18 protein-coding genes are annotated in these 20,312 nt (G+C 30.4%); 14 read left to right on the plus strand and 4 right to left on the minus strand.

Annotated elements, in window-relative coordinates; translation table 11 throughout:
* Positions 1-383: 383 nt before the first annotated feature.
* Positions 384-2,558 (minus strand): tetratricopeptide repeat-containing hybrid sensor histidine kinase/response regulator, encoded by a 2,175-nt coding sequence (locus M2326_RS10385; protein ID WP_264619498.1) that lies wholly within the window; start codon positions 2,556-2,558, stop codon positions 384-386.
* 438 nt (positions 2,559-2,996) lie between these two features.
* On the opposite strand from M2326_RS10385, the gene M2326_RS10390 reads away from it, so the two are divergent.
* Together M2326_RS10390 and M2326_RS17550 are read left to right on the plus strand one after the other, a co-directional pair.
* Positions 2,997-3,572, plus strand: a complete 576-nt coding sequence (locus tag M2326_RS10390) for a DJ-1/PfpI family protein (RefSeq protein WP_264619499.1) — start codon at positions 2,997-2,999, stop codon at positions 3,570-3,572.
* Between the two features lie 431 nt (positions 3,573-4,003).
* Positions 4,004-4,177 carry a hypothetical protein gene (locus M2326_RS17550; protein WP_319800838.1) on the plus strand — a complete coding sequence of 58 codons (174 nt, stop codon included), beginning with the start codon at positions 4,004-4,006 and terminating at the stop codon, positions 4,175-4,177.
* Positions 4,178-4,782: 605 nt separating this feature from the next.
* Here the strand turns inward: M2326_RS17550 and M2326_RS10400 are convergent.
* Complete coding sequence (locus M2326_RS10400; RefSeq protein ID WP_264619500.1) at positions 4,783-6,060, minus strand: sensor histidine kinase; 1,278 nt, start codon at positions 6,058-6,060, stop codon at positions 4,783-4,785.
* 589 nt (positions 6,061-6,649) lie between these two features.
* On the opposite strand from M2326_RS10400, the gene M2326_RS10405 reads away from it, so the two are divergent.
* From M2326_RS10405 to M2326_RS10415, 3 genes are all read left to right on the plus strand, one after another.
* Positions 6,650-7,489 (plus strand): helix-turn-helix domain-containing protein, encoded by an 840-nt coding sequence (locus M2326_RS10405; protein WP_264619501.1) that lies wholly within the window; start codon positions 6,650-6,652, stop codon positions 7,487-7,489.
* Positions 7,490-7,684: 195 nt separating this feature from the next.
* Complete coding sequence (locus M2326_RS10410; protein ID WP_264619502.1) at positions 7,685-9,187, plus strand: aldehyde dehydrogenase family protein; 1,503 nt, start codon at positions 7,685-7,687, stop codon at positions 9,185-9,187.
* 489 nt (positions 9,188-9,676) lie between these two features.
* Positions 9,677-11,440, plus strand: a complete 1,764-nt coding sequence (locus M2326_RS10415) for a sensor histidine kinase (RefSeq protein ID WP_264619503.1) — start codon at positions 9,677-9,679, stop codon at positions 11,438-11,440.
* A gap of 441 nt (positions 11,441-11,881) precedes the next feature.
* On the opposite strand, the gene M2326_RS10420 is transcribed toward M2326_RS10415, so the two are convergent.
* Positions 11,882-12,478: an NUDIX hydrolase gene (locus M2326_RS10420; RefSeq protein WP_264619504.1), complete on the minus strand. Its 597-nt coding sequence runs from the start codon at positions 12,476-12,478 to the stop codon at positions 11,882-11,884.
* A gap of 7 nt (positions 12,479-12,485) precedes the next feature.
* Here M2326_RS10420 and pyrE point away from each other — a divergent pair, with 7 nt between their 5' ends.
* Together pyrE and M2326_RS10430 are read left to right on the plus strand one after the other, a co-directional pair.
* Complete coding sequence (pyrE, locus tag M2326_RS10425) at positions 12,486-13,139, plus strand: orotate phosphoribosyltransferase (RefSeq protein ID WP_264619505.1); 654 nt, start codon at positions 12,486-12,488, stop codon at positions 13,137-13,139.
* A 6-nt stretch (positions 13,140-13,145) separates the two neighbouring features.
* Positions 13,146-13,538: an SRPBCC family protein gene (locus tag M2326_RS10430; protein ID WP_264619506.1), complete on the plus strand. Its 393-nt coding sequence runs from the start codon at positions 13,146-13,148 to the stop codon at positions 13,536-13,538.
* A 137-nt stretch (positions 13,539-13,675) separates the two neighbouring features.
* On the opposite strand, the gene M2326_RS10435 is transcribed toward M2326_RS10430, so the two are convergent.
* Positions 13,676-14,407: a biotin--[acetyl-CoA-carboxylase] ligase gene (locus M2326_RS10435; RefSeq protein WP_264619507.1), complete on the minus strand. Its 732-nt coding sequence runs from the start codon at positions 14,405-14,407 to the stop codon at positions 13,676-13,678.
* A 100-nt stretch (positions 14,408-14,507) separates the two neighbouring features.
* Here M2326_RS10435 and rsfS point away from each other — a divergent pair, with 100 nt between their 5' ends.
* The 7 genes from rsfS (at position 14,508) to M2326_RS10470 (ending at position 20,279) form a co-directional block, all read left to right on the plus strand.
* Positions 14,508-14,879: a ribosome silencing factor gene (gene rsfS, locus M2326_RS10440; protein WP_264619508.1), complete on the plus strand. Its 372-nt coding sequence runs from the start codon at positions 14,508-14,510 to the stop codon at positions 14,877-14,879.
* 15 nt (positions 14,880-14,894) lie between these two features.
* Positions 14,895-16,823 (plus strand): ATP-dependent zinc metalloprotease FtsH, encoded by a 1,929-nt coding sequence (gene ftsH, locus M2326_RS10445; RefSeq protein WP_264619509.1) that lies wholly within the window; start codon positions 14,895-14,897, stop codon positions 16,821-16,823.
* A 304-nt stretch (positions 16,824-17,127) separates the two neighbouring features.
* Positions 17,128-17,730, plus strand: a complete 603-nt coding sequence (locus tag M2326_RS10450; RefSeq protein WP_264619510.1) for a lactate utilization protein — start codon at positions 17,128-17,130, stop codon at positions 17,728-17,730.
* Position 17,731: 1 nt separating this feature from the next.
* Positions 17,732-18,577, plus strand: a complete 846-nt coding sequence (locus M2326_RS10455) for a phosphatidate cytidylyltransferase (RefSeq protein WP_264619511.1) — start codon at positions 17,732-17,734, stop codon at positions 18,575-18,577.
* A complete protein-coding gene (locus M2326_RS10460) occupies positions 18,567-19,217 on the plus strand; it encodes a phosphatidylserine decarboxylase family protein (protein ID WP_264619512.1) in 651 nt (216 codons plus the stop codon). The genes M2326_RS10455 and M2326_RS10460 overlap by 11 nt, the downstream gene beginning before the upstream one ends.
* Before the next feature lie 2 nt (positions 19,218-19,219).
* Positions 19,220-19,513: an acyl-CoA-binding protein gene (locus M2326_RS10465; protein ID WP_264619513.1), complete on the plus strand. Its 294-nt coding sequence runs from the start codon at positions 19,220-19,222 to the stop codon at positions 19,511-19,513.
* Positions 19,500-20,279, plus strand: coding sequence for a superoxide dismutase (locus M2326_RS10470; protein WP_319800839.1), 780 nt, complete (start codon positions 19,500-19,502; stop codon positions 20,277-20,279). The genes M2326_RS10465 and M2326_RS10470 overlap by 14 nt, the downstream gene beginning before the upstream one ends.
* The last annotated feature ends 33 nt before the right edge of the window (positions 20,280-20,312 follow it).

The following is a 20,312-nucleotide window of genomic DNA, read 5'->3' on the forward strand; positions in this document are numbered from 1 at the left end:
AAGAGGAAAAGAATTAATTTTCTTTTCTCTTTTCTAAAAAAAATCATCAAAACCGCAACTTCCAAATGTTGTATTTATTAATTGAATCTAAGTATTAATTTGTAGTATGCGATCTACTCTCTTTATGAAAATGCAATTCTAGAAAGCCAGCTTCATCGTTCAAATGACCTCGTTTTTAAATCAAGAGAAATAGTTACAGTATTATTGAAATTACCGAAATTAAGTTTCAAATACAGCTCAATTTCATCTGTTTATTATCCTGAAATATTTATTACTTTAGTCTAATTAATCTCAATAAAATAAACATCCGTCAAGTTGTGAAACTAACACGGATGTCTTTATATTTATTAAAAATTAAGTATCATCTATAAAGGATAGGTATTTTAAAGAAATTTGGTAACTATAGCGTAAAATTCATCCGGAACAAATGGTTTGGTGATAACATCATTCATTCCAAAAGATAACAAATCCTCTTTGTTTTCATTAAGTGAGATTGCTGTGAGTGCAATAATAGGAGTTTTCGAGTCAAATGTTCTAATTTCTTTTGTTGCAATTGTTCCATTTATCCCTGGTAAATGTACATCCATCAAAACCATGTCAAAATTACTATTTCTGACCGTTTCTATGGCATCCTCCCCATTATCAATTATTTCACAGATGACCCCCTTGCTTTCAAGGATTTTTCTAGAAACCAATTGGTTTATTTTATTATCTTCAACAATCAATATTCTTTTATTTTTTAAAACACTTTCATCATATTTTTTTATTTTCTCTACAACCAACTCATTTGTATCTACACCAAATTGTAATTGGAATAAAAAAGTAGAACCTTCCTTGATAACACTTTCGACTTTTATCCTACCACCTAAGAGATTGACCAATTTTTTAACAATTGTCAATCCTAGACCCGTTCCACCAAATTTTCTATTTATTTCAACAGAACCTTGAGAGAAACTATCAAAAACCGTTTCAAGTTTTTCTTTTTTAATTCCTATTCCAGTATCTTTAACTTCAAAATACACAGTTGCATTATGATCTTTTAATTCGATAAGCCTTGCTGTTACATCAACTTGACCATTTGCAGTAAATTTTAAAGAATTATTGATTAAATTCAAAAATATTTGTGATAATTTAGTAGGGTCACCAATCAATTTTTCAGGAATTCTTGAGTCTAATTCGATAGTAAATTTGTTATTATTAACAACTGCCACTTCAATAAGCGAGTTTTTAATATTTTTTAATAATTCTTTGAGGTTAAAACTAATATTTTCTAACTCTATTTTGTTAGATTCAATTTTATTGATCTCCAATATATCATTAATAAAAGTCGTTAAATATTCTCCAGAAAATTTCAAAGATTCTAAATACTGACGTTGTGATTTTTTGGGATTCTCTTGTAATAATAAATAAGCAATTCCATTTATAGCATTTAAAGGCGTACGAAGTTCATGGCTAACGGTTGATAGAAAATCACTTCTGGCATTAGATGCTTTCTCAACTTTTTCTTTAGCTTTGGTCAGTTCTTTATTTTTTTCTTCTAATAATAGATTGGATCGAGTTCTTATAATATTATTTTTATATAAAACAATGGATAATAAAGATAAGATTATGATTAAAGCAATTGCTAGAATATTAATAAGTTTAATAAATTTTGCCGTCTTTTCCTGTTGTTGTTTTTCTTTATTTAATTTTGAAACTACCTTTAAACGCTCCGTTTCTTTAAAATTCTCATAATCATCAACTCCCAGTTTTTCATTATCAGAAATAGAAATACTTTCTTTCAAATTAGTGTGTTGTTTCAAATAGTTATAAGCACTCTTTTCATCTAACATTTTATCGTAAACCCTACTTAAAGCGAGTAAAATATTTGATTTTTGATCTAAATTTTTATTTTTATCATTTAAAATCAATGATTTATTAAAATAACTTAACGCCAGATTATTCCTGCCTTGGATCATTTCAATAGTTCCTATTTGATATAGTGATGCTGCCTTGGTCGTATCTAAAATATCAATATTTTCGCTTTTAACTATGATCGTATTAAAAATAGTAGAAGCTAAGTCAAATTTCCCTTCTAACTTGTAAATAAGTCCTCTTTGAAATTTAAGTAAATTATTATTCTTGGAAATTTTCAAACTATCATATAAAGATTGGGCTTGATCAAAACTAATTTTTGCTCTAGGAATATACTTTTTCTTCATATAACATAAACCCAGATGATAATAGGCAGAAGCATAAATAGGAGATCTTTTTTGTTTACTAAATAGAGAGATGCTTGTATTGAAAGATTTTATAGCATCCTCATATTTTTTTACATCATAATAAATCCTACCTAGTTTATAATTTTGTATCGCTTCATCAATTACACTACCATTGTTTTTACTAAAATTAATAGCCTTTTGGGTGTAATACAAAGCTTCTTTGTAATTGTTTTTCGGAGTTGCATCTTCGCTCTGTTTACTATAAAAACGAATACTATCTAATTTCTCGATTGATGTACCATCTTGAGAAAATAAATAGGGACTTACTATAATAAGAAAAAATAGAATATATTTCATTTTCCACTTAGTTATATTTAATAATTATCGATAAAGATATAGAATATAAATTTGTTAATCGAATATTACTCCAACTACCAAACAACAACATCAACTTATTGAGACCAAAAAAAGAACATTTTTGTCCGTAATTATGATAAAGAAAAGAGAAAAGAATTCTCTACCATTTTATTAATTGCAACAATTTATCTATTTATGACAATACCTTAATACAATAACAAATACAGGTTGTATTTTTCTATAAAAGAGAAATTTTAAATTTAAGAAATGGTATAATCCAAACCTTCTTTATACATATTGATTTTGTGTTAAATATAAAAATATAGCTTCTTTTTCAATCATAATTTACTTATATTTGATAGTAACAAAAAACTGTTTTTCAAAGTACTTACATTAATATTAGTAATGGAAAACAGTTAAAAGCTAAAGAAATATATAATGAAAAAAGTACTATTCTTAACAGGAGATTATACCGAAGATTACGAAACAATGGTTCCATTTCAAATGCTTGAAATGGTAGGTTATGAAGTTCATACTGTATGTCCCAATAAAAAAAAGGGAGATACTATTAAAACGGCTATCCATGATTTTGAAGGTGACCAAACCTACTCTGAAAAACCAGGACATAATTTTGTATTGAATTATAGTTTTGATGAAGTGAAAGTAGAAGATTATGATGGTTTAGTAATTGCTGGTGGTAGAGCTCCAGAATATTTAAGGCTCAACAAAAAAATCCTTGATATTGTAAAATACTTTTTCTTAACGAATAAGCCTGTAGCTGCAATATGCCATGGTATCCAAATTTTAACTGCAGCAGATGTTGTAAAAGGTCGAAAATTAACTGCTTATCCCGCTGTAGGTCCAGAAGTAACTTTGGCGGGTGGAGAGTTTCAATCCATAGCTGCAGATGCTGCCTATGTAGATGGCAACCTTGTAACGTCACCTGCTTGGCCTGGACACCCTAGATTTATTCGAGAATTTTTAAAAATAATGGGAGCTACCATTCAACTCTAAAAATTTTCTACTACGTACTATTTATTCAAAGTTCTATCATAGGAATTAGCAAAAATTTGATTCAAAAAAAGAAATAAAACGCTGAAAGAAGAGGCTTTCAATAGATTTGAAACCCTCTTTTTTTAATACTTTTAATTACTATACTGCAATATTTATTTAGAATATAAAAAATTTTACACAGTTTATAGTTGGTACAAAAAGAGCTTTATTAATCGTTAAAAAATAAAAATGAAAAATTTATATACCTAACGATTTCTATCGTTATCTTATCAGTAGTTGGTTACTTTACATTTCTTTATAATGCGACCTACAGCGAAGGAGTTCGCTCAGGAGAATTAATAAAATTCAGTCGTAAAGGTTACGTTTTCAAAACTTGGGAAGGAGAAGTAAGTCAGGGATTTTCTGGGTCTAATATTTTTTCTTTTTCCGTTATGGACTCAGATATAAATGTAATAACCGAATTAAAAGAATTAGAAGGAAAGTATATTAAAGTCGTATATATTGAACGCTACAGAACATTCCCATGGTGGGGAGAAACAAGGTATTACATTACCAAAGTAAAAAAAGAAAAAACGCCGTTTAATATTACTACAGAAAAATATTAAAAAAACATAAGATCCATACTTACTAACTACTATTTCTTGTTATCCAATAAAATAACGAAAAAAACGTAACAGATCAATCTCGAATATCTTCTACTATTATTCCAATACTTTTCTATTTATATTTGAGTAGAACAAACAATACTTTTATTAGAAAATGTAGCTAATCTGAGTATTACAATAACAATATGATGGTAAATATCTAGCAAAAAAAACAAGAATAAACTAAAGTCTTGTTCTTACTAACAACACTCAGAAGACAGAAAACTAGAAAAATTATCGAAATAAAAACTCAGATATCCAAAAAACCGAATATACTGAAGTCTTGATAATTTTTTAATATTTAAAATTACTACAAAAACCATGACCCAAAACAGTATCAACTGATTTATCAATGCCTAAAATGAATAGTATAGAATTTATAAATATTACAAATCTAAAATATACTAATCTGATATTTTTTTTTATTAACAGGCTATAAAGTAATACCCAAAATACCAGTATTACTCGACTCAAAAAGTGGTATCCAGTATTACAGAAAACCATTAAGCGTGGAAGAAATTAATTTCGACATAAATAATAATATAAAAAAATAAATTACTACAAAATCACTTTTTTATAAGAACAAAAAACTTACTCCCTTTTCCATTCTCACTTTCTGCCCATATTTCCCCACCTTGTCTTTGCACAAAGTCTTTACAAAGTATCAACCCCAACCCCATACCTCTTCCTTTTACAGCATCAGAACTATCTGTTACTTTTTGTTCAAACAAACTTTGCAAAGTAGCTTTGCTCATCCCTATACCATTATCAGTAATTAAAATAGTAATACCTCTATAATCCTCATGAGCCGAAATTACAATTAATCCTTTTGAGTCTGTGAATTTAATCGCATTCGAAACTAAATTACGAAAAACTGTTTCCATCATATTTCGATCAACAATGATTGTTAGATCCTCTGAAATATTCATTTTTATTTCGATTCCTTTACTTCTAGCGGCTTCAAGTGAGGTCAATAATGAATGATTTACCAATTCACTCAAATTGATGTTTTCTGGCAAAAACTGTATTTGATTCGTTTGTGCAAGTGACCATTCAAGTAGATTTTCTAGAAGCGAGTATGTTTTCTTTGATGTTTCATAAATGGCATCAACAAACTCTACTTTTTCAGCTGCATCAAGTTCGTCTCCATTCTCTTTCAGCATTTGGCTTAAACCAATTAAAGCATTAAAAGGGGTTCTTAGATCATGAGAAATAATAGAGAACAACTTATCTTTAGTAGCATTTGCTTTTAAAAGTTCCTCATTTTTTTTATTGGACAACTGTTGCTTTTCCTTATAATTCTTTTTGAGATAACGAATCGTCAAATAAATACTTAGCAATAAAAATCCTAGAGTTAAAGCTATATCAATAAAACGATAAGATCTTCTCTCATATTTAACTGCTATTATTTCTGGAAATTCATACTCAAGGTAAAGCAATAAAATACCTATCGATAAATGAATACCTAAGTAAAATAGCAAGTGTCTCTCTTTGACAATTACTGCTTGTATCAAAAAAGTCATTCCGAAAATAAGTGTCATCGGACCATCAATACCGCAATTGTAGAGATACCCAAAAAAGAGTACGAAGTACATAAAACCAATATAAATCCCGACAGAAAGTCTCGACTGACGTTGATAACGTGAGTAGTAATATAAAACAAGCAAAAAAACTAGTAATACTAAAAGTACACACGCAAAAACATCAAGATTTATTAAAAAATTGGAAGGTAATGAGATTAAAATTATTAATGAGGTTATTAAACATACTGCATGAAATACTCTTCTCTCAAGAGAAAAATATTCCTGCTGACCAATTAAATCTTTCCATTTTAATCCAAACATTCTGAATTTTTTATTTACTGTAAATTACAAAATAAAGACCTAAAAAGTTAAAAAAAAAACAATATTATTTAAAATAATACTAAAAAAAAATCACAATGTCTATTTATATAAATATAATCAATCCTTATTAACATCATTTTAATTAAGATGATGATCCCTTATTTTTTGAAACAAATATATTGTTTTGTTATTTAAATAATAAGACATTACAGTATAATACAAAAATTACACGCTACAACTTTTAAATTTCTACCTCTATTAACTTGTACTTCGCGATCATGAATATACTAGAACAAAGCTAAATATGACAATAAAATCACATTAACCAATCTCGTTATTTAGTTTCTCAATTAATTGAAATAAAGTAAGTTAAGTCTGAAAAGTTTCTTTTCTTAATGTATCAATAACAAGCGATTATTATAGATTCAAAATAATCAATATTAGTACTTAACTCTACCTATGACAGCCGAATTATAAACGTAACCAAATCACAAAAAAAACAAAATTAAGAGAAGAGTATTCTAAAAATCCAAAAAAACACATAAACTTGCATATCTTTTGTAGTCTACTACAATCAAAAAATATTTTTATGCCAATTGAAAACATACCTGAAATTTATATACTTCAAAAAGAATTACCTCTTGACGTATTTGTATATGACTTTAAGATGATTAATGATGTTGTCAAAAGTAAGGTCAATCTAAGCATGAATATGTTTAGTTTCTTGCAAGTAGGTAGAAAACAAGTTCATTTTGCCAATAATGCCATAGCAGTAAACAGTCAACAATCCCTATTATTAAAAAAAGGAAACTGGCTCTGGACTGAATTATTAGATACTGAATCAATATATTACTGTAAACTACTCTTCTTTTCTGAAAAGACTCTTACCCAATTTTTAAATAAGTATACCAATAATGCTATTCCTTTCAATGAAAAAGAGCCCTATTTTGTAATAGAAAATGATGATTACATCATCTCTTTTATCCACTCACTATCTTCAAAAACTTTCATAAATCATCATTTTAGCGAAGCATTATTACTTTTAAAGCTAGAAGAGATTATGCTTTATTTACTTAATAAGTATGGACTCCCTTTCGAAAATTATTTACATTCTTTAATTTCAAAAGAAATTTCGCCTTTCAAAAAAATAGTAGAATGTAATGTATCCTCAAACTTAAAATTGGAGGAAATTGCTTTTCTATGCAACATGAGTCTATCAACTTTCAAACGTCATTTCATTTTAGAATATAAAGAGCCCCCAGGAAAGTGGTTCCAAGACAAAAGATTACAAAAGGCTAAAGAATTATTAGAAAGTGGTACATTAAAGGCATCAGATATTTATTTTGAGGTTGGTTACAATAATCTATCAAACTTTAGTACAGCTTTTAAAAACAAATTCGGAATTAACCCAAAAGATATATCCGACTAATCCAACAGTAACAAACTGACTATCTAACAAATAACAAGGATAAATAAAAAACCAAAACCTGAAAACATAAACTTGAACTGTTTTCATAAGTTAATGAACCATATTAATAAATAGATAAATACTCCTTCATTTTACCTTTGTATACAAATGAAAAAATGCCTGTATTGGCAAATACTATTCTAAAAAATTATAATTATGGCAAATGTAACAAAACCTGTATTCAAAGAAAGATATGGGAATTTTATCGGTGGAAAATTCGTAGCTCCAGTAAAAGGGGAGTATTTCGATAATATATCACCGGTAGATGGTAAAGTATTTACGCAAGCTGCACGTTCAACAAAAGAAGATGTAGATTTAGCTTTAGACGCTGCACATGAAGCGTTCCCATCTTGGAGTACCTCTTCTGCAACTGAACGTAGTAATTCATTATTAAAAATAGCACAAGTAATGGAAGATAACTTCGAATACTTGGCTACTCTAGAAACAATCGATAATGGAAAACCAATTCGTGAATCTCGTGCAGCAGACATCCCTTATTGTATTGATCACTTTCGCTATTTTGCAGGTGTAATCCGTGCAGATGAAGGAACTATTTCAGAACATGATAAAAACACCGTAAGTATCGTTCTACATGAACCTATTGGAGTTGTAGGTGAAATCATTCCTTGGAATTTCCCTATGTTAATGTTAGCTTGGAAAATAGCTCCAGCTTTGGCAGCTGGATGTACAGCCGTTGTAAAACCAGCCGAACAAACTCCTACAAGTGTTATTATGTTGATGGAGTTAATTGGAGATATATTACCTCCAGGTGTACTAAACATCGTAACTGGTTTTGGTGCAGAAGCTGGACAAGCTTTGGCAACTTCTAATCGTATCGCTAAATTATCATTCACAGGATCAACCGAAACTGGTCGTAAGGTATCACATAATGCAGCCGAAAATCTTATTCCAGTGACAATGGAATTAGGAGGAAAATCACCAAATATTTTCTTCCCATCTGTAGCGAGTCATGATGATGATTTTTTTAGCAAAGCTATTGAAGGGGCATTGATGTTTGCATTAAATCAAGGGGAAATTTGTACTGCTCCTACACGAATTTTAGTTCATGAAGACATTGCTGATCTTTTTATCGAAAGAATGCAAGTTCGTTTAAAAGCTATTAAAACAGGAAATCCACTCGATCCAGAAACAATGATTGGTTCTCAAGTCTCAAAACCTCAATATGATAAAATCCTTAATTACATAAATATAGGAAAAGAAGAAGGCGCAACTGTTTTAGCTGGTGGAGAAGCAGGTAATTATGAAGGAGAACTTTCTGAAGGGTACTACATACAACCCACTGTTTTAAAAGGAAAAAATAATATGCGTATTTTTCAAGAAGAGATTTTTGGACCGGTTGTAGCATTAACCACCTTTAGTACTACCGAAGAAGCAATTTCAATTGCCAATGATACACCTTACGGACTAGGTGCAGGAGTATGGTCTCGTGATGCACACGAATTATTTCAAGTTCCACGCGCCATTCAAGCAGGTAGAGTTTGGGTAAATCAATACCATACCTATCCAGCACATGCCCCTTTTGGTGGTGTTAAAGAATCTGGATTTGGTCGTGAAAATCATAAAATGGCTTTGGACCATTATCGTGTTGTAAAAAACATGTTAATCTCATATGATAAGAAACCAATGGGATTCTTTTAATTGAATAATAATAATAATCTATAACAAAACCCCAGCCTTGCTGGGGTTTTGTCATTTAACAATCAAAGTAAATATCCTCTCCAAAAAAATTGATGCTAAACAAAAACTTTAATTAGAAAAAATTCATTTATTAATAGTAAGTAAAATCTATCCTATTTGACAAATTGCAATTCATTCCTTTTTTCTAACAATAATAATTAACTAAAATTGTTAAAAAAACAGAAAAAAGTAGTTGTTTTATTATAAAACACAGTCCTTTTTACAACTAATACTTTATATTTGTTTATGACCCAAACCTATTAAACTTATTTTAATTGTTTCAATAAAAATATAAAATACAGATAATCCTAAAAAAGATGAAATAAAAGTTCATGTTATAACTTCATTATCTTAAAACATTATCTTAATTTTAATAGATTAGAACGTTAAAAAGCCTATTACAAAAATTTGAAATTATAATATCATAATTTCCCCAAACGAAATAGCTCAATGTTTCCAATAGATATTCGCACCATTTACTTAAGTGTCGTTATTATTAATATTATTAATGCAATATTAATTAGTTCACTATACATTCAAATTAAAAAGAGATTTCCAGGAACCTTTTTAATTTTAGTTAGTTTTTTCATGAGTGCAATAGGGAATATTTTAATCTTTTTGCGTCATGTTATTCCTGATTGGATCTCAATCCTACTTGCCAATTTATTGATTATGTTATCATTCTTTATAATGCTAATTGCATTTGAAAAATTTGTCAAGAAAAGAGGACCTCATATCCAAAATTACATTCTAATCGCTATTTTTCTATTTATACATTCCTATTTTACTTTTGTAAAACCTGATTTACAAGCCAGAAATATGAACCTCGCTGTCATTTATTCTCTGTTTAGCATACAAATTGTCTACCTTATGCTTAAGCGGACTCCAATCACAATGCGAAAGATTACACGACAAGTGGGTTACGTATTTCTAGCCGTATTTTTTATACAGCTAATTCGTGTCTTTTATATTAAACAAAGCCACCAATCGAATACAGATTTTTTTTCATCGAATTCGACTGAATCTCTATTTCTATTAACATGGGAAATCGTTATTATATTCCTAGCCTATAGCATTACCTTGATGTATAACACACGCCTTATTATAGATGTTAATGCACAAGAAGAAAAGTTTTCAAAAGCTTTTCATGCTACACCTTTTATAATCCTATTATCTAAATTAAAAGATGGTGAGATTTTTGAAGCAAACAACGGCATAACCTCAATTTGTGGTTATAACCCAGCTGATTTAATTGGCTATAAAATAGCTGACCTTAATTTATGGCAACACGAAGAAGAGCGTCTCATTTTTCAAAAAACTTTAAAAGAAAAAGGGATTGTTTTCGAAAAAGAATATGTCTTTCGAAAAAAATCAGGACAAAGTTTTTCAGGCTTAATTACGGCTGAAATTATTTCTATCAACAATGAAAAGTGCATACTTTCGGTTATACATGATATAACACAAATAAAAAAAACAGAACATAATCTTAGAAATAGTGAAACTACTTTGAGAGAAATAAATGCTACCAAAGACACGTTTTTTTCAATTATTGCGCATGATTTACGAAGCCCTTTTAATGGAATTATAGGTTTTAGCGAAATACTAAAGGAGGAAGTAAAAATAAACAATTATGATGGAATCCAAGAATATGCAGAAATCATCAACAACTCGTCTCATCATGCCATGGATTTATTATCCAATTTGATGGAGTGGGCACGATCACAAACAGGATCGATGAAGTTTATGCCAGAGTATATGGACATAGTTCTACTGATAAAAAAAACACATCAATTATTAAAAACCTCTTCAGAACAGAAATCTATTGATATTAAACTAAACATGCCTACAGAACTTATCATATTGGCAGATCAAGCAATGATTGGTACAATTTTACGAAATATTATTTCGAATGCTATTAAATTTACACCCATCCAGGGAAACATCCTGATTACAGCAACTGAAACAGAAAGGGATCACATCATTTCTATCAATGATAACGGCATTGGTATTGACCATAGCAAACTTCAAAAGCTTTTTAACATAGATACTTCCTACTCTACTCAAGGAACAAATAACGAGCTAGGTACTGGTCTAGGACTCATACTATGCAAAGACTTTATCGAATATCATAAAGGAAAAATCTGGATTAAAAGTGAATTTGGTATTGGTAGTACTTTTTATTTTTCTATTCCTAAAACCACTATAATAGAATAATTTAATCCTAATAAAAAAGCAATTGAAACTAATATCAATTTTATTTAATGTTTAAAATATTAAGCAAATAGAGCTAGAAAGAAGAAAATGCTAAAAATAAAGCTAAATACATTTCTTAAGAAGACCTTAAATCTATTTAAAATCTTAACTGGCTATTACACTTGTAAAATATAAGAAATTTTTTTTTCATTATTTAGTCAAATATCATTGTTATTAAAAATCATATCCAACTTGTATTTTTTTTTAGCAAAAACCAATTTTTTAAGATAGAGTAAAGACGATCTATTTACAGTTTTTAGAAATAATTTTAATTCCAATGCTACCAAAAAATACAGTTTAAAATATTATTTAAAAACAAAAAAAAACATTATTGTAAACTTATACTTATATAAAAAAAAATAAAAACTAAAAAAAAGTGATCAAAAACTGACCACTTTTTTTTTATATTTTTTCTTCTTCAAATAGTAATTTAATATTCTCGTAGGAATTTTTCAATACATCTGGTATCTCATTTGGACCAAACCAAGCTACTTTTTCGATTCCTTCGTCTAATTGACCCACCGGAATACCTACAAAATCAGATTGCATTTCAAACCAGTGTGTAATCTTTAACTTATAAACGCCGTTACGTTTAAAAACATGATACGTTTTTTGAAGCTTTTTAGTTACACGTAATAGGTTTACACCTGTCTCTTCCTCGACTTCACGCATAGCCGTTTCTTCAATATCTTCACCTTTTTCTGTCCCTCCTTTGGGTAAATCCCACTTTCCGTTCCTAAAAATAAAGAGTACTTCTCCCTTTTTATTGTACACCAAGCCTCCTCCAGCCTTGTTTACAGGGATTTTTGTCTTCAAAGTTTTCAAAATCTCACCCTCATCTGGATGATAGAGATAGGCTTTCTGAATTTTATTTTGAAATATTTTTACAATAAGTTGCTCGATATCAATACTTTCAAGAAGAAATAATTGAAAATCGGTTTCTTTTGATATTTTATTTGTCAAAAAAAGTGGTTTGTCGTTCACAAAAACTTTATACATTTGTACTATGATTTTTAATAAAGAAACAGCCGAAAAAACAGCCGAATTGCTTTTACAAATAAATGCAATTAAATTGAATCCAGGAAATCCTTTTACATGGGCTTCGGGATGGAAATCGCCTATTTATTGCGATAACCGATTAATTCTCTCTTTTCCACCCATAAGAAATTATGTAAGAGATGAATTTTCTAAAAACATTGAAAAACAATTTGGGAAGCCAGATGTAATTGCAGGAGTAGCAACCGGTGCCATTGGTATTGGAATTCTCGTTGCAGAAAGCATGGGACTACCTTTTGTGTACGTTCGACCAGAGCCTAAGAAACATGGTCGTCAAAACCAAGTTGAAGGCTTTTTACAAAAAGGACAAAACGTTGTGGTTGTTGAAGATCTAATCAGTACAGGAAATAGTAGTTTGATGGCAGTAGAAGCTCTTAGAGCTGCTGGCGCAAATATAAAAGGAATGGCAGCAATCTTTACTTATGGTTTTGATGTTGCTGATGCAAACTTTAAATCAGCTAAAATCGATTTGTACACTTTGAGTAACTACCAAAATTTATTGAACCTTGCAGTAGCCAAAAAATACGTTACAGAAAAAGAAGAACAAACATTAAGAGAATGGAGTATAACTCCTTCTACTTGGAATAATGGAAACGATAAATAATACCAAATGAATTTAGAAAGCCATACCATTACTGTTCAAAAATCTGCACAAGATCTTTTTGATTCTTTGTCTGATGTACAAAACTTTGAAAAGTTAATGCCTGATAACATTGCTAAATTTGAAGTAACAGGTGAAGATTCCTTTATTTTTGGTTTAAAAGGCATGCCTGAAATCAAATTGAGAATAAAAGAAAAAATCGTACCAAATAAAGTAATTCTAGGCGCAGCAAGTGACAAACTACCATTCACCTTAATTGCCAACATAAATAGCCTTTCTGACTCTTCAAGCAGTATCAAATTTGATTTTGAAGGTGAGTTTAATGCAATGATGGCAATGATGGTCAAAGGACCAATTAGCAAGTTGATTGAAACATTGGCAACCAATACAAACAAATTGTAAGCGTTCTGAACCTTATATAAAAAAATCCCTTTTGAAATTAAAGTTCAAAAGGGATTTTTTTGTATATTATTTCATTTATCTATACCTACTAATTATAACTTGATTGGTTATCGTGAGTAGAAGACAATACCCATATACTAATACAGCATCTGAATTTCTTTTAATTCAAAATATTGCAAAGAGTCGTCCTCTAATAACACCTCCAAGTGACCATGTGTACTGACCGTTTGTATAATTCCCATAAAATTCTGATTGGTTTTTGTATTCTTAAAAGCCATTGGAATTCCTTTTTTGAAAAGTAAATCTAAATATTTTTCCCAAATTACTTTTGAATCATTTTGTACTAAAGCTATATTTATTTCCAAATAGGAAACAATAGCGATCAAAATTGCATCACGATCAAAGTCTATTTTAGAAATTAATTTTAATGAAGAGGCTTTAGGCATTTCTCCAAAATCAATTTGATTGACATTTAACCCAAGACCTATAACAGAATTGATAGTGTTATTGACTTTGAGATTGTTTTCGATCAAAATGCCACCTATTTTAAAATTGCATGACATAATGTCGTTTGGCCACTTTATATTTAAATTTGGAATACCAAATGTTTCTAATGCTTGTACAATCGAGACTGCCACAGCGACATTTAAGTTAAAAATACTTTCGACGTCTCTAACGCTTTTCTTAACAAAAACACTCATTATAAGGTTCTTACCTGCTTCTGTATGCCATACTGCCCCCATTTGTCCTTTTCCATTAGTTTGAATTTGAGCAGTAACTACTGTGTAATTATCTAAATCTTCTTTGACTGCTAATTCTTTTAAAAAGACATTAGTAGAATCTATGGCATTGAGTTTGATTAGTTTCATTCAGTTATTTTTTTGAAAATGCGAACTTAATATTATGTTAAGGTTCAAAAATAATCACAAAAAATGATAACTTTACAAACTTATACATACAAAATAGTTCATGGCGAAAAAAACAGTAAATAATGATGCCCTTTTGGCAAACATCATTAAAGGAATAGAAGAAGTAAAAGGAAATGATATTAACATTCTTGATTTAAGAGATATTGACACTTCAGTTTGTGATTATTTCATTATCTGCAACGGAAATTCAAACACTCAGGTAAACGCCATTGTAAATTCCATCCAAAAAACAGTTTCTAAAGAATTAAAAGATAAGCCATGGCATATCGAAGGAACTGATAATGCCGAATGGGTATTGATGGATTACGTTAATATCGTGGTGCATGTTTTCCAGAAACACATCAGAGAATACTACAATATTGAAAGCTTATGGGGTGATGCAAAAATTACCACAATAGAAAACAACTACTAAAGACTACACAATATAATGGCAAAAAGTAATAATCCAAATCCAAATAAATTTAAAATAAGTCCTTGGTTAGTTTATACTGCCATATTGCTTATTTTTCTATTTATTAGTTTCGTAACTGGAGGTTCTAACATGCAAGAGCCTGCACAATTGACTTCTTCTAAATTTAATGTATTTTTAGAAAAAGGACAAATTGAAAAAGTAATTGTTTATAACAAATCGGAAGCTGAAGTTTTCTTAAAAGCAGATGCTTTGAAACTTCCTGAACATAAAAAAGTTTCAAAAGACTTATTTGACAGACCAAACACAAAGGGACCTCAATACACTTTTGAAATTGGTAATGATCAAATTTTTCAAACTAAACTAGAAAAAGCGGTTGCAGATGGAAAATTGAAAGATTTCAATTTCCTAGCAAAAAGCAATTGGTCTGATATCATTATTAGTTTGTTACCTATCATCATTATCATTGGAGTATGGTTATTCATCATGCGCAAAATGTCTGGTGGCGGTGGCGGTGGCGGAGGTCAAATCTTCAATATCGGAAAATCTAAAGCAAAACTTTTTGATGAAAAAACAGATGTAAAAACCACATTTAAAGATGTTGCTGGACTAGAAGGTGCAAAAGAAGAAATACAAGAAATTGTAGAATTCTTGAAAAACCCTAGTAAATACACAGACTTAGGTGGAAAAATACCAAAAGGAGCCTTATTGGTTGGTTCTCCGGGAACAGGTAAAACATTATTAGCCAAAGCTGTTGCAGGTGAAGCTCAAGTACCGTTTTTCTCATTATCAGGTTCCGATTTTGTAGAAATGTTTGTAGGTGTAGGTGCTTCACGAGTGCGAGACCTTTTCAAACAAGCGAAAGAAAAATCTCCTTCTATCATTTTTATTGATGAAATTGATGCTGTTGGTAGAGCGAGAGGAAAAAACAATATGTCAGGTGGAAATGACGAACGTGAGAATACACTGAACCAATTATTAACTGAAATGGATGGTTTTGGAAGCGATTCGAATGTAATTGTATTGGCCGCAACAAATAGAGCTGACGTCCTTGACAAAGCCTTAATGCGTGCCGGACGTTTTGACAGACAAATTTTTGTTGATTTACCAGATATACGTGAACGTGCTGAAATTTTCAAAGTACATTTAGCACCTTTGAAAAAAGTAGAAGGTCTTGATTTAGACTTTTTAGCAAAACAAACACCTGGTTTCTCTGGAGCAGATATTGCCAATGTATGTAATGAAGCAGCTTTAATCGCTGCACGTTACAATAAAACAGCTGTAGACAAACAGGATTTCCTAGATGCAGTCGATCGTATTGTAGGTGGTCTAGAAAAGAAAAACAAAATTGTAACTCCTGAAGAAAAGAAAGCCATTGCTATTCACGAAGCAGGACACGCAACAGTAAGTTGGATGCTAGAGCATGCTGCACCACTTATTAAAGTAACAATTGTCCCTAGAGGTCAAAGTTTGGGAGCAGCTTGGTATTTACCTGAAGAACGCCAGATTGTACGCCCAGATCAAATGCTAGATGAAATGTGTGCTACAATGGGTGGTAGAGCAGCAGAAAAAGTAATTTTCAATCGCATCTCTACCGGAGCGTTAAGTGACTTAGAAAAAGTAACGAAACAAGCTCGCGCCATGGTTACTGTTTATGGATTGAACGACAAAATAGGTAATGTTACTTATTATGACTCAACAGGACAAGGAGAATATAGTTTTTCAAAACCATATTCTGAAGATACTGCTAGAATCATTGATAGCGAAATATCTATTCTAATCGAAAGTCAATACCAAAGAGCAATTTCTATATTAGAAGAAAATAAAGATAAATTAAACCAACTGGCCGATATCTTGATTGAGAAAGAAGTAATTTTCAAAGATGATTTGGAAACAATTTTCGGAAAAAGAACTTTTGACAAGAACCTTGACCCAGTAGTTTCGTAAATAATTTCACATGGGATTTGACGCTTTAGTTTTCTGTATTTTCGGAACATGGTATTTCAACATCATCGATAGCAGAAGAAAAAAACGATTAAAAGGTCTCAGTACCACACAATATATAATTCTATTTATATTAGTAATTTTTATAATTGACTTCCTTGTACACTTTTACAAGGCATTCATTAAAAACTAATAAAAGTTACTAACATTTTTATTTTAAAATCTTAATTCAAAAAATCATTTTTGAATTAAGATTTTTTTATCTTTGAACGTTTTTGAGATAACAAATAAAGTCCCTATTCAACATATGAGCATTTTCAGCAAACTTTTTGGTTCTAGTAGTGCCGCTTCGGAAGAAGACAATAATAAAGAAAGCAAAACATCTTTACCAGAAAAAAATATATCGATAGACGAACAATTTATCAATAATTTCAAAAAAAACGGAGGGAAATTTTTATACTGTGAAAACTCAAGTGAGGTCAAAGAACAGTTTGAAAACATACTTCAAGAAAACGATTGGTATGAGAGCGAAGTGTTATGCTACGAAACATCCCTATTTGATATTCTTGAGGACAATAAACTTGTCTTCAATAAGATCTCTGATCCTAAATTTCTATTTTCAACTTGTGAAAATTTGATTGCAGAGGAAGGTTCTGTATTATTTTCTTCAAAGCAAATCAAACAACACAAACCATACGAATTACCAACTAATATTGTTATATTGGCTAAAACGAGTCAAATCCTTGGTTTTAAAACAGATGGACTAAGTGCAATCAAAAAGAAATATGAGGGCGACTATCCCACCAACATTACTGCTATAAAATATTTTGAAAAAGCAAAAGAAGAAGATTTTACTCAGTATGGAAGTTCTGCGAAGAATCTTTATTTATTGCTTCTAGAAGATCTTTAATATGAATGAAACCCTTAAGAGATCTATATCAGGTGCTGTATACGTTATTTTATTGATAACGTGCCTCCTATATTCTACCGAAAGTTTTTTTATACTTTTTGGTGCTTTTCTTATAGTAGCAACTCATGAATTTTGTACACTGGTACGCATTAATAAAATCATTCCTCTAGTCATTGCTACCTTAACCTATGGCTTTTTTTATGCAATTACATTTGCAACTGAAGGACCATTACTTTTATTAAAATTCAACAATACTTTTGATTTATCAGTCTTATTTATAACTCTTTTTGTTTCTGTCAAATGTATTCACTTGCTATTTGAAACTAAAACTATTAAAATTGATGCTTTCTCAAAATACGTTTACCTAATTGGTTATGTTATTTTACCATTCATCATTCTTACTAAAATCCCATTTGGAATCGCGGGTTATAATCCAAAAATACTTATAAGTATTTTTATACTTATTTGGACTAATGATTCTTTTGCTTACATTGTAGGGAAATCAATTGGGAAACATAAACTTTTTGAACGTATATCCCCAAAAAAAACTATTGAAGGATTTTTGGGAGGTGTTTTTTTCGCAGTAATTGCCAGTTACATTATTGCTATATATTACATTCAGATTGCAGAAGCAAAAATATTTATTTGGCTTATAATAGCTTTAATTGTAGGTGTTTTTGGAACGATCGGAGATTTAATCGAATCCAAATTCAAACGAATTGCTGAAGTAAAAGACAGCGGAAAAATAATGCCAGGACATGGGGGCGTGCTAGATCGTCTAGATAGTGTTATATTTGTAGCACCAATTGTATTTTTATTTTATCAAATTTTAAATTATGTTTCATAAAGAAGGAGCCAAGACTATTTTATTAGGAATTATTTTTACTGTTGCTGCATTATTGATTTCAGATTACTTTGTGGCTATTATATGGGTACAAAAATTAATTCAGATTAGTGCATTTTTGATTTTAATAATCATCTTGCAATTTTTCAGAAACCCCAAAAGAATTGCTTTAATCAATGAAAATCATATTTTAGCTCCTGTAGATGGTAAAGTTGTGGTTATTGAAGAAGTATACGAAGGAGAATTCTTCAAAGACAAACGTCTACAAGTTTCTATTTTCATGTCACCCATCAACGTACACGTAACACGTTACCCAATGAGCGGACTAATAAAATTCAGTAAATACCATCCTGGTAAGTTTTTGGTTGCTTGGCATCCAAAAGCTAGTGAAGAAAATGAAAGAACAACTATTGTAGTTGAAAACAATACATTTGGAGCTGTCTTGTACCGTCAAATTGCTGGTGCATTGGCACGACGAATTGTCAATTATGCAAAAGAGGGAACTCAAGTGGTTCAAGGAACAGATGCAGGATTTATAAAATTTGGATCAAGAGTAGATATCTTTTTACCTATTGGTACTCCTATCAATGTAGTTTTGAACCAAAAAGCTATTGGTGGTACAACCATTATTGCAAAAAAATAACAATGAGTACAAAAGATCTGGAAACTCAATTTCAAGAAGCACTATTGGTAGCTTTAGAAATGACTCAATCTTCTTTACCTCAAGATGTTCAACTGCGTTTATATGCTTATTATAAACAAGCTACTTTTGGCACCTTAGACCCAAGTCAAGTGAATAATACTTTTCATCTAAGAGATGCTTTCAAAACTAATGCTTGGATGCAAATAAGCCATATTTCAGCAGATGATGCTAAGTTAGGCTATATCAAAATTATCAACTCACTCTTAAAAAATAACCATTCTGATGAAAATGAATAAATTTTTTATAGTAAGTACTGCTTTTCTACTTTTATTGCTTTCCTGCAACAAAAAAAAATATACTGAAGTAGTCGAAGTACCATTACCAACTGCACAAGAAAAAATAACTATTGGTATGCCCGAGGATGTCTCTGCTGAAGAAGGTTCCTTCTTAATGGACAAATTACCTTATGCATATGATGCTCTAGCTCCTACCGTATCTCCGCTTACATTAGAAACACATTATTCCAAACATTACCTTACTTATACCAACAACTTCAACAAAGCAGTGGTAGGAACAGGACTTGAAAACCTTACCATCGAAGAGGTTTTGGGTAAATTAGATCTAAATAATACCGAATTACGAAATAATGCTGGCGGCTATTATAATCATGGTTTATACTGGAAATCAATGGCACCAAATTCTGGAGGTGCTCCAACTGATACAATAGCCTCTGTTATAAATAGAGATTTTGGATCTTTCAGTAATTTTAAAGCTGCTTTCTCGGCAGAAGCAAGTAAGCAATTTGGATCTTCTTGGGTATGGTTAGTCGCTGATAAATCTGGAAAATTACTAATTACTAGTAGTCAAAATCAAGATAATCCATTGATGCGCAATGCAGCTGTAAAAGGAACCCCAATTATTGCATTGGATCTTTGGGAACACGCTTACTATTTGGGTTACCAGTACAGAAGAAGAACTTACATTGAATCTTTTTATAATGTGTTAAACTGGAAAAAAATAAATGAAGCATACCTCTCAAGTAGGCGTAGAAAATATTATTAATAACAAAAAACGGGTAGCTTGAGCTATCCGTTT

Origin of the sequence: Flavobacterium psychraerolatum (assembly GCF_025960985.1) — a bacterium.
Taxonomy (GTDB): Bacteria; Bacteroidota; Bacteroidia; order Flavobacteriales; family Flavobacteriaceae; genus Flavobacterium.

Coding starts and splice junctions, on each gene's coding strand:
- M2326_RS10385 (WP_264619498.1), bottom strand. CDS start 2,558: ATGAAATATATTCTATTTTTTCTTATTATAGTAAGTCCCTATTTATTT.
- M2326_RS10390 (WP_264619499.1), top strand. CDS start 2,997: ATGAAAAAAGTACTATTCTTAACAGGAGATTATACCGAAGATTACGAA.
- M2326_RS17550 (WP_319800838.1), top strand. CDS start 4,004: ATGGACTCAGATATAAATGTAATAACCGAATTAAAAGAATTAGAAGGA.
- M2326_RS10400 (WP_264619500.1), bottom strand. CDS start 6,060: ATGTTTGGATTAAAATGGAAAGATTTAATTGGTCAGCAGGAATATTTT.
- M2326_RS10405 (WP_264619501.1), top strand. CDS start 6,650: ATGCCAATTGAAAACATACCTGAAATTTATATACTTCAAAAAGAATTA.
- M2326_RS10410 (WP_264619502.1), top strand. CDS start 7,685: ATGGCAAATGTAACAAAACCTGTATTCAAAGAAAGATATGGGAATTTT.
- M2326_RS10415 (WP_264619503.1), top strand. CDS start 9,677: ATGTTTCCAATAGATATTCGCACCATTTACTTAAGTGTCGTTATTATT.
- M2326_RS10420 (WP_264619504.1), bottom strand. CDS start 12,478: ATGTATAAAGTTTTTGTGAACGACAAACCACTTTTTTTGACAAATAAA.
- pyrE (WP_264619505.1), top strand. CDS start 12,486: ATGATTTTTAATAAAGAAACAGCCGAAAAAACAGCCGAATTGCTTTTA.
- M2326_RS10430 (WP_264619506.1), top strand. CDS start 13,146: ATGAATTTAGAAAGCCATACCATTACTGTTCAAAAATCTGCACAAGAT.
- M2326_RS10435 (WP_264619507.1), bottom strand. CDS start 14,407: ATGAAACTAATCAAACTCAATGCCATAGATTCTACTAATGTCTTTTTA.
- rsfS (WP_264619508.1), top strand. CDS start 14,508: ATGGCGAAAAAAACAGTAAATAATGATGCCCTTTTGGCAAACATCATT.
- ftsH (WP_264619509.1), top strand. CDS start 14,895: ATGGCAAAAAGTAATAATCCAAATCCAAATAAATTTAAAATAAGTCCT.
- M2326_RS10450 (WP_264619510.1), top strand. CDS start 17,128: ATGAGCATTTTCAGCAAACTTTTTGGTTCTAGTAGTGCCGCTTCGGAA.
- M2326_RS10455 (WP_264619511.1), top strand. CDS start 17,732: ATGAATGAAACCCTTAAGAGATCTATATCAGGTGCTGTATACGTTATT.
- M2326_RS10460 (WP_264619512.1), top strand. CDS start 18,567: ATGTTTCATAAAGAAGGAGCCAAGACTATTTTATTAGGAATTATTTTT.
- M2326_RS10465 (WP_264619513.1), top strand. CDS start 19,220: ATGAGTACAAAAGATCTGGAAACTCAATTTCAAGAAGCACTATTGGTA.
- M2326_RS10470 (WP_319800839.1), top strand. CDS start 19,500: ATGAAAATGAATAAATTTTTTATAGTAAGTACTGCTTTTCTACTTTTA.